Raw genomic sequence first — 13658 nt, forward strand, 5'->3', positions numbered from 1 at the left:
TTGTTTCAGCGGTTACCGAGAGGGGGTCATACCCGTTCCCTTTCCGAACACGGAAGTCAAGCCCCTCATCGCCGATGGTACCTGGCCCACGGGCCCGGGAGAGTAGGTCGCTGCTGGATTCACGGGCCCCTTGAGCTTGACGCTCGAGGGGCCCTTTCTTATTATGTACCGCTTATCCGGCTTCGCTCCCACCTGAAGGTGGCCATGTCCACGTAAGCGCTGAAGCGCTAAGTGGCCAAAGGTCGCTCCACGACTCGTCTGTACGAGTCGCTTGTCGCTCACGGCCCTTGCCGCAAACGGCGAGCGGGGCTTTTTTTGTTGTCTGAAAACATTTGCTTATTGAGCGCAGCACAACGTTTTTCCGCTATTATTCTGTTATTTATTCCGATTTGGAATATGGAATATATTTTATAGGCTGGAGTTGTTTGTGTTGAAAGGAGTTGTGTTTAATGAAGCACACGTTAATGTTTTTTGTTTGGTTGGTATGGGTTGCTGTCGCACAGGCTGCGCTAACGGTGCATATCCAGTCTCCATGGAGAAACGATGCCTCGAAAGAGGGGTATTTCCTGCATATTCTGGGTGGTGCTACTGGGGCCTATAATGCGGTGTTCGGAGCGACTTCTCCAACGATTACTACTGACGAAGGCGATGGCTGGTTCAGCTATACCTGGAACAAGAATGTTTCGGATTTTCAGGATTGGGAATCCTTTACGGTAGGTATTTACCCGAATACGGCCGACCAGAATTTTAACAATAATAACGGAGAGCAGTGGAAGGCGGCTGGCGAGTTCAAGATGGGTGCCCTTTTCGGGACTGATATTGAAGTGTGGCTTTATACCGATCCTTCTGACATGAGCTATACTAAGTCGTTTGTGGCACCGGGTTCCAAGATGGTGTGGTTCAAGAGCCCTTGGGGGAACAAGGCTCTGCCGCAGATGATTTTTGGCAACGATTCTGTGATGATGCGTTTTGCCTACGATGACAAGTCCAGCTGCGGCTGGTTCTATGGTGCAGTTTCGCCGGCGATGATTAAGCGCAATCCTGTCCAGACTGCGCACTTTATTCGTTTGAATACGCCCTATATGTCATTCCCCGCTTCGGGAACGGTGGAGCTTGCAGATTACTTTGCCGTGATGGACACCTTGTTTATCGATGGAACCGGGGCTTCTCCCGTGTTTACGGACAAATTCGGCTCGCTGGGCGAATGTTTTGATTCGACCCATGTGTTGCATATTTACCATCCGTGGCGTACCAATTCCACGTACAAGGATAGTGTGGTCTACATTACGGTAGGCAACAACATCTTGAACAACCCTGTAGCGACCAAAAAGGATACATACCCTTACTGGTACCGTTATGAATTTGAGCCGGCGACGGTGAAGTCTGCGAACTGGAGTTCTTTCATGGCCCAGTTCAATATTTATCGCCGTCAGAACGAATGGCCGCAGGTGACCTATTTTAAGGAAGCGTCCCGCCCGCTGGCATCGGCTCTTTTCCCGACGGGTGTCTATGAAACGTGGCTGTTTACCAATAGTGCCGGAACTTTGGATCTTTCTTTTAGTCCCCTTGAACCGAAGGTGGTTCGCCTGATGAGTCCTTGGGACAATACGACGCCTACGATGTTTGTGGAAGGCGATACGATCAAGATGGGTCCTTTCCATAGTGATACTTGCGGTTGGTACCAAGGTGTATCGTATAAGCATATCGATTCCTGGGATGTTTATTTTAGGCAGGCCTTTGGCTTTGAATATTTCTCGAGGACCGGGCTTGATTCTATCCCTGGCGAGATGATTAATCTGGATTCCATTTTTGCAGAGACCGATACGGCGTGGATTACGTCCATTCCCTTCCGCATATCTGGTGCGTACCCGAAGTTGCTGGGCGTGTGCCCTTCCATGAAGATTTCTGCCCTGGTGCTTGACTGGGCCGGTGAAGGCGTAAAGATGGCTGGGGCTGACCAATACAACCGCGTGACGGACTTTAGCCAGGATGTGGATTTTGGCGGCATTTATGACGGTAACGAATATACTACCGTAACGGTTCTTGATTCTACGGGAACACTTGTGGAATACAAGAGCTGTCAAAATCTGGTGACGGGCATGGTTCAGGACACATTGGTCAATGGTCTTCCTGCCCGTGTGGATTCTCTAGTGTATCCCTGGAGCAAGTGTTCGGCCGCCCATGAAATTGAAAAATGGTTTGTGCCCCAGGTTGTGGCTACAGATGCAAATGGCAAGGAATATACCAATGCCGTCTGTCGTGATATTGACCTGGTCCTGGATGAAGAAGGTTTCTGGTTGGCTGACATTTCGGAATCCCATGAAGACGGCGGATTTTTCCCCATCGACGACTTGGAATTCCTTGATTCCGCAAAGACGGTGCGCAATCCGAAATTTGACTGGGATGACCAGCTGACGGCTGGCGGCAAGAAGCACAATTACAGCTTCTCCATGAAGGTTTCTGCCCAGTTCAAGTATGTGAAGGGCCAGTACTTCGAATTCCGCGGTGACGATGACGTCTGGGTTTATATCAATAACCGCCTGGTGGTGGACATTGGCGGTTGCCATAGTCCTATCGAGGGCGCGGTGAATCTGGATACTCTCGGCTTGGTTGAAGGCGTTGAATATCCCTTCCATATTTTCTTCTCGGAACGCAATGCCACGGGTTCGAATTTCAAGATGCGCACATCGATCAACTTGCAGACCCAGAGAACCTATTTCTCCAAGATGAAAGAGGACTTGGACGGTTCCGTGGAGTATGAATTCCATCAGCTGCTGGTTGACAAGGCTATCAGTTGCGATGTATCCAGTGTGCAGAGTGCCCGCGACCAATTGGCTCAATCCATCTTTATTCTGAAGGGTGGAAACCTCCCTGCTGAAGGCGTGACCTTGGAAACGGGCCTGCAGTATGGCGGTATCTTTATTAGCGAAAATATGGCGGGTGTCTCCATTGATACTTCTGCCTTCGTGAATTCCCGCCAGCTTAGCCCTGGTAAGTACGCCTTGTATTGCATGCTTGCTTCTGACCCCAGTCAATACCAGGTGATTACCTTTACGGTGCCGGAATATCCTCTCCCTGATATTGCCTTTGTGGATGTTTTCCATGTGACGGATTCAGCGTTCTTCGATCCGGCAGGATATACGCTGCGTGGCGATGTAATGGGATTGAACGGCGGCAAGAACGATACGCTTTTGGCCCATGTGACGTATCCGGATACGGTGCCTATAAAGATTGCCCTTCTTTTTGGAACGACTCCTTGTGGGCAAATGGCAGCCGGTGCCGATATAAACTGTGTGCAGGAACTGAACCTGAATACAAAATTTCCGTTGAGTTTCTTGGATAAGAATAACCAGCGTGTGACAACGGTTTCCACCGACTCGACGGGTTACGTGAGCTTCTATGTGGTGGGCGATTCTGCCATGGTCGATGCCTACTTTACGATAGAAAGTAATGGCGTGAACAACGTGCTGATTTGGAAAGACATCCATTTCAAGGAACCCCCGGTGCCATTTGCGCAGCGGGCTAGGATGTACGACGTGAATGGCGACGGTATTCCCGATAGCTTGGCGGTGCCGTTCAGCAAGCCCTTCGATGACGTGGTACCTGATACCATTTCGTGGGCCTTTGGCGGCACTGAATTCCATTCAACTGCCGGCCAGGGGAATATTTGGCCTCTCGTGGTGATGGACTCGGTGATTACCCTTTATAATCCGGAAGGTCTTCGCAAGGATGTATTTACCGGCCTTTCGGACCAGATTTATTCGGGTTCCCTTTTGTACCATTACACCTATACCGACGAGGAGTCCGGTGAAGAAGTCAAGCTTTCGATGAACACCTTGATTGAGGACAAGGTGGCACCCATTGTGCTGAGTGCCGTAATTGAGCCTGTGTCCGAAGATCTGAGTGCGGTGACAATCAACTTGAGCGAAGGTACCGATGACAATACGATTGACGGAAAAACCGCCTTTGTGTTCTATCGGGATTCGGCAAGTTTTATGGATTCGCTTTATATCGTGAAATCCGACATGAATGCGAAGGGAAATGTATTCCGTGTAATGTTCCAGCGGACTGCGCAAACAACGCTTCCGGAAGTTGGAGATTATGTAAGGCTGTTGCCGGGTGAACTGAAGGATCGGAGTGGAAATGCCGCACACGTGAATAATCCCAAGGTTCGCATTGTAGGCGAACAGCGTACTGAAATCAAGGCTCCCGGAGTCGTGACCATTTCCAGTAATCCCGAGGCCTGGCCGCATAAGGAGCCTATTGTTCCCATGGTGGTGCCGTCCAATAAGTCACTGCAAGATATTATTGACAGTGTGGGTATGCCAGGCTTGCTGCTGAGCTATAATATCGGTGAATTGGCCACCACGCTGCTTATGGATTTGCCTAGCGATGCCAATAAGGATTCGGCACTAGCTCTCATACGGATCAATTGGGATGGCTACTATTTCTCCCACTTGGGAAACTTCGTAAACAAGGCTGGCGGGACGATTGCCTGCAACGACAAAACGGTATTCTACAACGCCTCTAATCCGGAATTGTCTAATTGCTATGACAATCCTGGCAACCTGTTCTTTGAATGGAATGCCCGCAGCGAGAAAGGTCGTGTCGTGGGTACAGGAGCCTACATTACCAAGATGAAGGTAAAGATCATGAATGGCCGCGAAAAGGCGGGAAGCAGCGACGACACCTATACAATAGGTATTCGCCGCGGAAAAAAATTCTAGCGCCGGTTGTAGTTTTAAAGGATTAGGCTCGGGCTGTCGTATTGTACAGCTCGAGCGTTTCTTTTAGCTTGGTGGCAACACCGTTGATGGTATTGAAAATATCGCTCAAGTCGCCTTGGATCTTGTCGAAGTTTTCAAGATTGCAGAACAGGTCGTTGCGGAAAGTCTTGTTGGACTGGTAAAGGTCTCGCAGCGAGCGCAAGATCTTTGCCTGCTGTTCCATTTGTGCCTGGGCTTCTTTCTGGCTGGCTTCCAGTTCAGTCTTCTTTTTCTTGGCCACTTCGGGGTCGTTTTCGCGAAGAATGTACGTGGGAAGCGTTGCGAAGTCTTCGAACTTTCCGGGGGTGTTGTTGCCGTTTCTGGAATTGTTGTTGCGCAGGCCAATTCCCTTGACTGCAGAATCAATGGAAATGGTGCAGCTGGAAGTTCCATGGTAGTTGCAACGTACGTGCTTCTCGACTTGACGGAGCTCGTTGTAGGGGTTGAAATCTTCGTCGGTTTCTACAAAGTGGAGCGGCACGTACAGAGGGACTTGTTCGCCGGCAACGGTAATGCGGTAGCTGATGCAGGGACCACCGTTGAATTCCTTGGTTTCGTACAAATTATTAGAACTGTTCAGGAGCCCCTTGACTTTACGGTAAAGGGCTTGGGCATCGTAGGTGGTTTCCACAACTTTTGCCAGATCCTTGAGCAAGACCGATTTGACAATGTTGTTGAAGCTTTCCATAATGGCGTTGTTCGATGTGGAGCGGCCCCATATGGGCGTGCCGAGGAACAACGTGTCGGAGAAATTCGTTTCGCTGCGCCCGTTAAAGAAGGCGATGGTGCGGGCGATGTTTGCCAAAGAAAGCCACTTGCTAATGGGAACGTAAATGGCATTCTGGATGCAGAGTTCCGAAAGTTTTCCGATAATGGCCATGGTGTCCGGAGAAAGGGTCACCTTCTTGATTTCGTCGGCCCAGGCCGCCTTTTCTTCTTCTGAGATGGTGTATTCTTCGGGAACCTTGAAGCTGTCATTAAGCTTGTAGTTTTGGAGCAATGTGCACAGGGCGTCCGAAGAAAGATTATCGGGCATGTAAATGGTCAGGGTGATGTCGTCGGCAATATCGGCGCGGCCCATGGCGTTTTCGGGCCTGACATCGCTACTGAGAATGAGGGTCGAGTTCTTTCTGTCTTGAAGGGCATGACGGACATTATCTTTGGTAATGTCATCGATAGGATTGAAATCCTTGAACCAGATAAAGTCGTAGTCTTCGAAGTTCTCCAGGCGTTCCTGAAGGTGCGTGCCGATTTTCAGAGGGCGCGTTTTCTTGAATGCCGAAAGCAGTCGGCCAATCATGAAGTTCTTGCCCGAACCGGAACGTCCATACAGATAAAAGGACTCGTTGTTGATGGCTGCGAGGAAGCCCAGTTGGAGTCTGTCTTGCCTTTCGGGAAATTCCTGGCAAAGTGCCTGCATCAAGTTCTGGATACGGGAGGTGAGCGTCATGATTTCTTCCTTCTTTTGCAGAAATATAAAAACTGATGAAGGAATTTTAAATAGGTAAATTTTTTAAGGGAGCTTTTGAAGCGTTTCAGGAGAAATTTTTGTGGTCTGGAAGGCGACAAAAATTTGTCTATTTACGTTTTTTTGGATAAATTCAGCAGGGAGCCGGGCTGCATCTTTTTCGCTGATGATAAAGGAGTCTTGCAGCTGGTCTTGGAGATGTTGCTCGAATTCAGTAGAGAATGTCTTGCAATGGTCATTGAAAAAGTAGGTTTGCCCGATGTGGATTCCGAAATTTTGAATGTCCTTGCAGAACCGTTCCGGGTCTCCGATACCGCATGCAATATTCGCTTTGGATACGCCGTCCCATTCAGTCTTTGTCGCGATATGCAATACTTTGTCTATAACAAACCGAATGTCGGGATTTTCGCCATGGCACATTAACGGAATTGTGTTGGAGGAATTTATCCTGTGGTCTTTGGCGAGGCTGCGCATTTTGCCGCAGGGCCAGAGTTCCGATATTCTTGTGGGGGCGCTTTCCCAGTTCAAAAGCAACGTGACTGCTCCTGTAAGACGGCTGTCTTCGAAACCGTCGTCGCAGACAATGTAATCGAACTTGCGCGATTCGTCCAGTTCGTGTGCCAGGCGGTAGCGGTTCTTGGTTGCGAAGACTTGAATGCTTTCGGTGCCCGAAAAAATTTGGCGGAGCATTGCGGTTTCGTCGAAGGCGTAATCGTGGGCGAGGAGAGCCACCCTTTTGCCTTGTGCGGCGTAGTGCTTGCAAAGCCAGATGCAAAAGGGAGTCTTTCCGGCACCACCGGTGCGGTAACTGCCGACTACGATCAGCTTGGAATTCTGTAGAGGCGCACCCGGCCTCAGGCAGAGCGCGTGATGCAATTTGTATACGGCGCGGTAGCAGAATGCGGCGAGTAAACGTAACATGGAACTAGCCGACTGCGAGTGCCGTTACAGACAATGACGCTTTTGCTGCAAGAACAAGTCGGCCAGAACGAGGGCTGCCATGCTTTCCACGATCACCGGGGCGCGGACGGCGACGCAGGGGTCGTGACGGCCACGGGCGGCCAAGGTTCCGTTTTCGCCACCGCGACCAGCAGTCTTCTGTTCCTGGGAAATGGTGGCGGTGGGCTTGAAGGCCATGCGGCAGTAGATGGGTTCGCCGTTGCTAATTCCGCCGAGGCTTCCACCTGCATTGTTGGTGCGGGTGTGGTAGGCGTGGCCATCGAAGTAAAGTTCGTCGTTGTGCTTGCTGCCGTGCATGCGGGCAGAGGCAAAGCCGCTTCCGATTTCGAAACCCTTGCAGGCGGGAATGCTGAGCATGGCCTGGGCAAGCAGGGCGTCTAGGCGGTCGAATACGGGTTCACCGAGGGCGATGGGCGGATTCTTAACCAGGAGGCATACGGTGCCGCCAATGCTGTCGCCGTTTGCGCGGGCGTCGAGCACAGCCTGCTCCATCTTGGCGCTGGCGTCCAGGTCGGGGCAGCGCACGGGGGATTTTTCAATCTGTTCGAGCGTGAGACTGTTCAGGTCCAGCGGGCCGCAATCCACTTCGCCAATGGAGTTTACCCAGGCGATGATTTCGGTGCCGTTCACCTGCTTCAAAAGTTTCTTGGCTACGGCACCTGCGGCAACGCGTCCGATGGTTTCGCGGGCAGAGCTGCGTCCACCACCGCGGTAGTCCCTGAACCCGTACTTGAGGTCGTAGCACAGGTCTGCATGACCTGGACGGTACCATTTCTGGATTTCGGCGTAATCGTGGCTGCGCTGGTCTTCGTTGAAGACGGCGAAAGAAATGGGGGTTCCGGTGGTCTTGCCTTCGAAAACGCCCGAGAGGATCTTGACCTGGTCCTTTTCGTCGCGGGCGGTGGTCATTTTACCCTGCCCGGGGCGACGGCGGTTGAGTTCCGCCTGGACTTCTTCTTCGGTGATTTCGAGGCCTGCAGGGCAGCCATCCAGGACCGAGCCGACGGCCGGACCATGGGATTCGCCCCAGGTAGTAACGCTAAAAATTTTGCCAAAAGTGCTTGCCATGAGTCAAAATATAGATAATCGGCGTTTTTTCTAAGAAAATATCAGATAAGGACTTACCAACATGGCAAAGTTTACTATCTTTTACAAAGATTCTAGGAGAATCCTGTGAGACACTTTGGATTTATTATAACGATTTTGACTTTGCTGCTTTCTCTGGAAGCGGCCGCCCAGCGTTATAATGACTTTGCGGGTATTCCCTTCGGTGCTTCCCGCGAGACCGTCATTGAAGAGGTGATGAAGCTCGGTTATGAGCCCTATGGTCAAAGTGGTGAAGGCGAACGTGTCGTCATTCCCGTTTTTATGTTCGGTGAACTGCCGGTCCAGGTTGACTTTATTTTTAACAAGAACGACAAGTTCTACTCTTTTGAAATTCGTACCGGTCGTGTCGAACGCGCCCGTTTGAACAAGTCTTTCGAAGCTGTAGCCTATATGTCCGAACAGTTTACGCTCAAGTACGGCAAGCCCTCGGGTAACCCGGCTATCGACGAAACTTCGGCCCTTAAAGAAAGCATTTTGAACCTGTACCAGCAGTGGTTCTCCCAGAAAGTCCTGAACATCTATACGGGACTGGTCCAGAAGGATGGCCGTTACTTTGCAGTAGGCGCCGTGACTCACCGTAAGCTTGCCACCGAAAAGACCTCGGGCTCGGGCCGCGCCACGGAACGCGCTACTTCCAACAAGCCTGTTTTCTAATTTGTTCAAAACAAAATCGAATAGAAAAGCCGACGAATTTCGCCGGCTTTAAATTTTTTTGTTCTTTTGCAAGATTAGGTCTTAAGCTTGTCCAGGGCCTCGTTGGGGCCTATCACGAACAGCACGTCGTTTTCCTTGAGCACGTAGTCGGCGATGTTACCGATCTTGGGCTTGGGTTCCAACGGGTCGCGGATAGCGATCACCTGGATGCCGTACTTGTGGGTAAGGGACAGGTCCTTGAGTGTCTTACCGAGGAATGCATCGGGGCAGGCGATTTCGACGATGGAGAAGCCTTCCATGAAGGGCAGGTAGTCCAGCATGTTCGGGCGGTTCAAACGTTCTGCCAGCGAAATGGCCATGTCGCGTTCCGGGTGGAAGATGTCTGCCACGCCGAGCTTTTCCAGAATAATGGTATGGGCCGGGCTGCTGGACTTGGCGATAATGTGCTTGACGCCCAGTTCCTTGAGGTTCAGGACAGTGAGGAGCGAGGCCTGAAGGTCTTCGCCGATGCAGCAGATAACGCTGTCCACCTTGGAAAGGGGGAGGGATTGCAGCTGCTTTTTGCGGGTGCCGTCGGCAACCACGGCCTGGGCCACCTGGTTCGAAATGTCCTGGATTTTTTCGGGGCTGGGGTCTACGACCATCACGTCGTGTCCGAGTGCGGTCAAATGGCGGGCCAGAAAGTAGCCCGTGTTACCCAGTCCTATAACTACAAATTGTTTAGAAGCCATGGCCTAAAGATAGTTATTGGTCGCCCCATGTATGGGAACTTGATGTTTTGGAACCCTCTACAATGCAACGGACCGAATTGCCCTGTTCCTTGTAAAAGGCCTCTTCTTGCCAGTCGCCGAACTTGTATTTAAAGAAATAGGCGTATCCGGCATAGTCTTCTTTTTCTTCGGCGGCCCAATAGGCCCCTGTATTGCCATAATCGTAAAAATCGCCGTTAAAGAAACGGTAACCGGTCAAGGTCAGTGTATTTTCAAAATTGCTGGCACCAAGTGCCTTTTTCCAGTCGGCCACAGTCGGGAGCCTAGTACCCGGAGGGCACGCCCTTTGTGCATAATGCCATGCGTAAAGGCGGCCTTCTTTTTTGCAATGGGGCTTGTTACTGTAGCAGGTGCTTGTGCCTGATTCGTAATTCAGGTTTTCGGCCAGCCATGTCACGCCGTATACCGTAATGGTCTTGTATAACTGGTGGTCGCGGGTGTCGACAAAGGTATTGGGATCGCCCTTGATATCCGCCTGGTTTTCTTGAACGGCCTGGGGTACTGCATCTTGTTCGGTTTTCATGGGGGAATTGTCCCAGGGGGAACGTTCCCAGACCGAGGTTGCGTTGGCCATAGCCACGGCAAAAAGAAACCCGATAAGTGCAAATTTCATTTGGCCTCCTAAACCACTTTTGTTTGAACTAGCCCACCATGATGTCTTCTTCGGCGTACCACATGCCCTGTTCCTGCTTTTTAGCCACTGCAGAAATCAGGAACAGCGGGCCCATTCGGCCGACGAACATCACCGTACAGATTACAATTCGGCCAGGAATTGAAAGATCCGGGGTAAGACCCATGGAAAGTCCACAGGTGCTATAAGCGCTGGCCACTTCGAAGAATACCTTAAGGAATGATATCTGCTCGATGGAATTGCCGGCGGCCTCGGTTTCGAGAAGCACGAGGGTCGCAACGACCACCACCACGATAGCTACCACGAAAATTCGCACCGCCTTATCGACCGTGGTTTCGGGAATGGTACGGCCCAGAATCTGGGTTTTATTACGGCCCAAAAGGCGATTGAAACCCAGCAGGAATATCACGGCTGTGGTCGTGGTCTTGATACCGCCGCCGCAGCTACCGGGGTTCGCACCGATGAGCATGATAATCACAAAGAAGAACAGCGAACCCACGCTCAGAGCAGAGGTGTTGATATTGTTGAGGCCTGCGGTACGGCTGGTGAAGGCCATAAAGGCGCTGGATTCCAGCTTTTCTCCGAAGTTCAGGCCTGCAAAGGTGTTGCTCCATTCGCTGAACATGAAGAAGGCGATGCTCACGAGAACGATAATCAGGGTAAAGCCCGTGGCAATGTGGGTATGCAGCGACACCTTGCGGATGGCGCGCTTTTTAAAGTCGAACAGGTAGCGAATTTCGGTAATGGCCAGGAAGCCGAAGCCGCCTGCCAGGGCGAGCACGCAGGTCGTGATGTTCATGAGCGGATTCAGCTGGAAGCGAACCAGAGAATCGGGGAACAAGGTGAAGCCCACGTTACAGAAAGAACTGACGGCTTGGAACAGACTGCAGAAAAGGCGGTCATAAAGTTCCATGTCGCTGAACTGCGTAAAGTAGATGACTGCGCCGATAGCTTCGAGCCCGAAGGTAAAGGGGAGCACTGCCTTGAGGATTCGACCTGCGTCGACGTTACCTTCCTGCGTGTAGTTGGCGAGGAGTGCCGACTGGTGGTTGAAACCCGGGTGCATGCCGGCAAGCAAGATAATCACGGTAGAAATCGTCATGATTCCAAGACCGCCCGCTTGCATGAGGACCACAAGAACCCAGTTGCCGAAGGTGGTAAAACTGGCGCTGATATCGATGGTGGAAAGACCCGTGACGCACACGGCAGACATGGCCGTAAAGAAGGCGTCGAGTACGCCGACCGGTTCACGCTGGGCAAATGGGAGCGACAAAAGGAGTGCCCCTAAAGAAACCAGCGCGAGATAGCCGGACACAATCATCAAGATCGGGTTGCCCGACTTTTTCTTGACTTCGGCCTTCTTTTCCACGAAGTCAAATGCTTCGTACCTTGAACGTAACATAGGCTACAATATAGAAATTAATCCCTATCTTGCCTAGGTTTGGGCGGTTTTCTACATTTGGGCGCGTATGAAGAATTTGCGTGCCATTTTGATGCCGATAGCCATTTTGCTCGGGATTTTGCTCCCGCAGGCACATGTGCTTTCGCCATTAATGCCGTTTTTAATCGGAACCATGATGTTTTTGACGTTTGTGACTAAAATTCCGCCACAGACTCATGGTTACACGTTTAAAATTGAAATTCGCGCCCTTATTGTGAGCTTGTTGCTAGTTGCCATTATTGCTGGTATTGTAAAACTGTTTGACCTTCCGCGCGAAGTCCTTTTGGGTGGCGCGATTATTGCGCTTTGCCCGCCTGCAAATGCGGCCCCTGCCATGGCAAAAATGTTGGGCGGTTCGGCATCGCTTGCCCTCAAGATCTTTTTGAGTGGAAACCTGATTGCGTGTTTTTCGATTCCCCTTGTGTTCGGTTACTTGACTGGAACCGATGCGGGCCTCTCCGAAATCGCCATGAAGATTTTCAATACGATTCAGCCCATCATTAGCATTCCGCTGGCATTTGCCTTGGGCCTGCGCGCCTTTTACCCGGAACTTGCTGACCGTGCCGCGAAATTCCAGAAGTACACCATGTTTGTGTGGACGTTCTCGGTGTTCGTGATTTTGGCGAAGGCTAGCTACGACATTCGCGAAATGGGATTCTGGGATTTGTGGAATAGCGGAAAGCTCCCGATGATGGCGGGTATTTCGTTGATTCTTTGCATTCTTTTGTATGCCCTCGGCTGGTATGTCGAAAAGAACCGGCGTCCCATTGAAAGTGCGCAGAGCATGGGTCAGAAAAATACGACCCTCGTCATCTGGATTGCTACTTTGTATGCGGGCCCCGTGGTGGCACTTGCCCCCACTTGCTATGTGGTGTGGCAGAACCTGGTGCTCAGTTATTTGAGTGCAAGAATCAAGCCGAAGGATTCCGCGAAATGACCCCCGCTGAACTTGTTAAACGCCTTTTGGCTGAACAGGACCTTAAGTACCGCGATTTCCATGCATCGCTGTTGCCGAACATCGACAAGAAATCGATTATCGGCGTTCGCGTTCCTACGATGAGAAAGATTGCGAAGGAATTTGTGGACTCGGCGAAGGATGCGAAGGGTGCCGCAAAAACCATGCCGAAGGATGTCGCGAACTTTTTGGACAAGCTTCCGCACAAATACTTCGAAGAAAATCAGGTGCACCTTTTTGTGGTGGAGCGCATCAAGGACTATGATGAATGCCTGCACCGTATCGAACAGTTCTTGCCCTATATTGATAACTGGGCTGTTTGTGATGGTAAGTCACCGAAGGCTCTGCTTAAGGATGAAGCGAGATTCTTGGAACGAATCCAGGCTTGGGTCAAGTCGAATCACCCGTACACGGCTCGTTTCGGCGTGAACATGCTCATGAATTATTTCTTGGATGAACGGTTCGACAAGCGTTTTTTGAAATGGGTCACCGGCATTGATGAATCATTGTTTAATGATGACGGTCGCGCGGAATGCCCTACGGATCGTTACTATGTGCAAATGGAAATTGCCTGGTATTTTGCCACGGCACTTGCCAAGCAATGGGATGCTGCTTTCCCCTATATTAAGGGACGCAAACTTTCTACATGGACTCACGCGAAAACAATCCAGAAAGCCTGCGAAAGCTACCGCATCACGGCAGAACAAAAAGAAATCTTGCGTAAACTGAAGTAATTCTAGAGCCGAACGGTCTCAGTGAGCAATAAATGCCTCGTATTGACGAGGCATGGTTGCGAGAGTGAGGCGATGTCATATTTTTTTTGCAGAAATAGAGCCGAACGGTCTCTGTAAGCAATAAATGCCTCAAAAAGTCTACATTTGACAATCCCTAATTGTTAGGGTATAT

At 50.8% G+C, this 13658-nt stretch carries 10 protein-coding genes and 1 rRNA gene; 5 read left to right on the forward strand and 6 right to left on the reverse strand.

What is annotated here, in order from left to right:
- The first annotated feature begins 4 nt into the window (after nucleotides 1-4).
- Both rrf and ACJMNB_RS00015 read left to right on the forward strand, forming a co-directional pair.
- Nucleotides 5-119 (forward strand): 5S ribosomal RNA (gene rrf, locus ACJMNB_RS00010).
- Nucleotides 120-449: 330 nt separating this feature from the next.
- Nucleotides 450-4727, forward strand: a complete 4278-nt coding sequence (locus ACJMNB_RS00015; protein WP_405337486.1) for a fibro-slime domain-containing protein — start codon at nucleotides 450-452, stop codon at nucleotides 4725-4727.
- Between the two features lie 22 nt (nucleotides 4728-4749).
- Here ACJMNB_RS00015 and ACJMNB_RS00020 read toward each other — a convergent pair whose 3' ends face one another.
- The 3 genes from ACJMNB_RS00020 to aroC all read right to left on the reverse strand — a co-directional run bounded on the left by ACJMNB_RS00020 (nucleotide 4750) and on the right by aroC (nucleotide 8262).
- Complete coding sequence (locus tag ACJMNB_RS00020) at nucleotides 4750-6216, reverse strand: hypothetical protein (RefSeq protein WP_405337489.1); 1467 nt, start codon at nucleotides 6214-6216, stop codon at nucleotides 4750-4752.
- 63 nt (nucleotides 6217-6279) lie between these two features.
- A complete protein-coding gene (locus ACJMNB_RS00025; RefSeq protein WP_405337492.1) occupies nucleotides 6280-7155 on the reverse strand; it encodes a tetraacyldisaccharide 4'-kinase in 876 nt (291 codons plus the stop codon).
- A gap of 24 nt (nucleotides 7156-7179) precedes the next feature.
- Entirely contained in the window at nucleotides 7180-8262 is a 1083-nt protein-coding gene (aroC, locus tag ACJMNB_RS00030) for a chorismate synthase (protein WP_405337495.1), read from the reverse strand.
- Nucleotides 8263-8367: 105 nt separating this feature from the next.
- Between aroC and ACJMNB_RS00035 the strand changes: the two genes are divergently transcribed.
- Nucleotides 8368-8955, forward strand: coding sequence for a hypothetical protein (locus tag ACJMNB_RS00035; RefSeq protein WP_405337498.1), 588 nt, complete (start codon nucleotides 8368-8370; stop codon nucleotides 8953-8955).
- A gap of 74 nt (nucleotides 8956-9029) precedes the next feature.
- Here the strand turns inward: ACJMNB_RS00035 and ACJMNB_RS00040 are convergent, their stop codons facing one another.
- The 3 genes from ACJMNB_RS00040 to ACJMNB_RS00050 are packed head-to-tail and all read right to left on the reverse strand — an operon-like array spanning nucleotide 9030 to nucleotide 11758.
- A complete protein-coding gene (locus ACJMNB_RS00040) occupies nucleotides 9030-9686 on the reverse strand; it encodes a TrkA family potassium uptake protein (RefSeq protein WP_072800294.1) in 657 nt (218 codons plus the stop codon).
- Between the two features lie 13 nt (nucleotides 9687-9699).
- Nucleotides 9700-10338: an FISUMP domain-containing protein gene (locus ACJMNB_RS00045; RefSeq protein ID WP_405337501.1), complete on the reverse strand. Its 639-nt coding sequence runs from the start codon at nucleotides 10336-10338 to the stop codon at nucleotides 9700-9702.
- Nucleotides 10339-10366: 28 nt separating this feature from the next.
- Nucleotides 10367-11758 carry a TrkH family potassium uptake protein gene (locus ACJMNB_RS00050; protein ID WP_405337504.1) on the reverse strand — a complete coding sequence of 464 codons (1392 nt, stop codon included), beginning with the start codon at nucleotides 11756-11758 and terminating at the stop codon, nucleotides 10367-10369.
- 67 nt (nucleotides 11759-11825) lie between these two features.
- Between ACJMNB_RS00050 and ACJMNB_RS00055 the strand changes: the two genes are divergently transcribed.
- Together ACJMNB_RS00055 and ACJMNB_RS00060 are read left to right on the forward strand one after the other, a co-directional pair.
- Nucleotides 11826-12734: a bile acid:sodium symporter family protein gene (locus ACJMNB_RS00055; RefSeq protein ID WP_405337507.1), complete on the forward strand. Its 909-nt coding sequence runs from the start codon at nucleotides 11826-11828 to the stop codon at nucleotides 12732-12734.
- Nucleotides 12731-13486 carry a DNA alkylation repair protein gene (locus tag ACJMNB_RS00060; protein WP_405337510.1) on the forward strand — a complete coding sequence of 252 codons (756 nt, stop codon included), beginning with the start codon at nucleotides 12731-12733 and terminating at the stop codon, nucleotides 13484-13486. Before ACJMNB_RS00055 ends, ACJMNB_RS00060 begins: the two co-directional genes overlap by 4 nt.
- Nucleotides 13487-13658: the final 172 nt, after the last annotated feature.

Source organism: Fibrobacter sp., from assembly GCF_045131395.1.
In the GTDB taxonomy this organism is placed as follows: domain Bacteria; phylum Fibrobacterota; class Fibrobacteria; order Fibrobacterales; family Fibrobacteraceae; genus Fibrobacter.

Excerpts from the sequence above, each read along its gene's own strand:
- ACJMNB_RS00060 (WP_405337510.1), top strand. The coding sequence starts at position 12,731 with ATGACCCCCGCTGAACTTGTTAAACGCCTTTTGGCTGAACAGGACCTT.
- ACJMNB_RS00025 (WP_405337492.1), bottom strand. The coding sequence starts at position 7,155 with ATGTTACGTTTACTCGCCGCATTCTGCTACCGCGCCGTATACAAATTG.
- aroC (WP_405337495.1), bottom strand. The coding sequence starts at position 8,262 with ATGGCAAGCACTTTTGGCAAAATTTTTAGCGTTACTACCTGGGGCGAA.
- ACJMNB_RS00045 (WP_405337501.1), bottom strand. The coding sequence starts at position 10,338 with ATGAAATTTGCACTTATCGGGTTTCTTTTTGCCGTGGCTATGGCCAAC.
- ACJMNB_RS00055 (WP_405337507.1), top strand. The coding sequence starts at position 11,826 with ATGAAGAATTTGCGTGCCATTTTGATGCCGATAGCCATTTTGCTCGGG.
- ACJMNB_RS00020 (WP_405337489.1), bottom strand. The coding sequence starts at position 6,216 with ATGACGCTCACCTCCCGTATCCAGAACTTGATGCAGGCACTTTGCCAG.
- ACJMNB_RS00040 (WP_072800294.1), bottom strand. The coding sequence starts at position 9,686 with ATGGCTTCTAAACAATTTGTAGTTATAGGACTGGGTAACACGGGCTAC.
- ACJMNB_RS00050 (WP_405337504.1), bottom strand. The coding sequence starts at position 11,758 with ATGTTACGTTCAAGGTACGAAGCATTTGACTTCGTGGAAAAGAAGGCC.
- ACJMNB_RS00015 (WP_405337486.1), top strand. The coding sequence starts at position 450 with ATGAAGCACACGTTAATGTTTTTTGTTTGGTTGGTATGGGTTGCTGTC.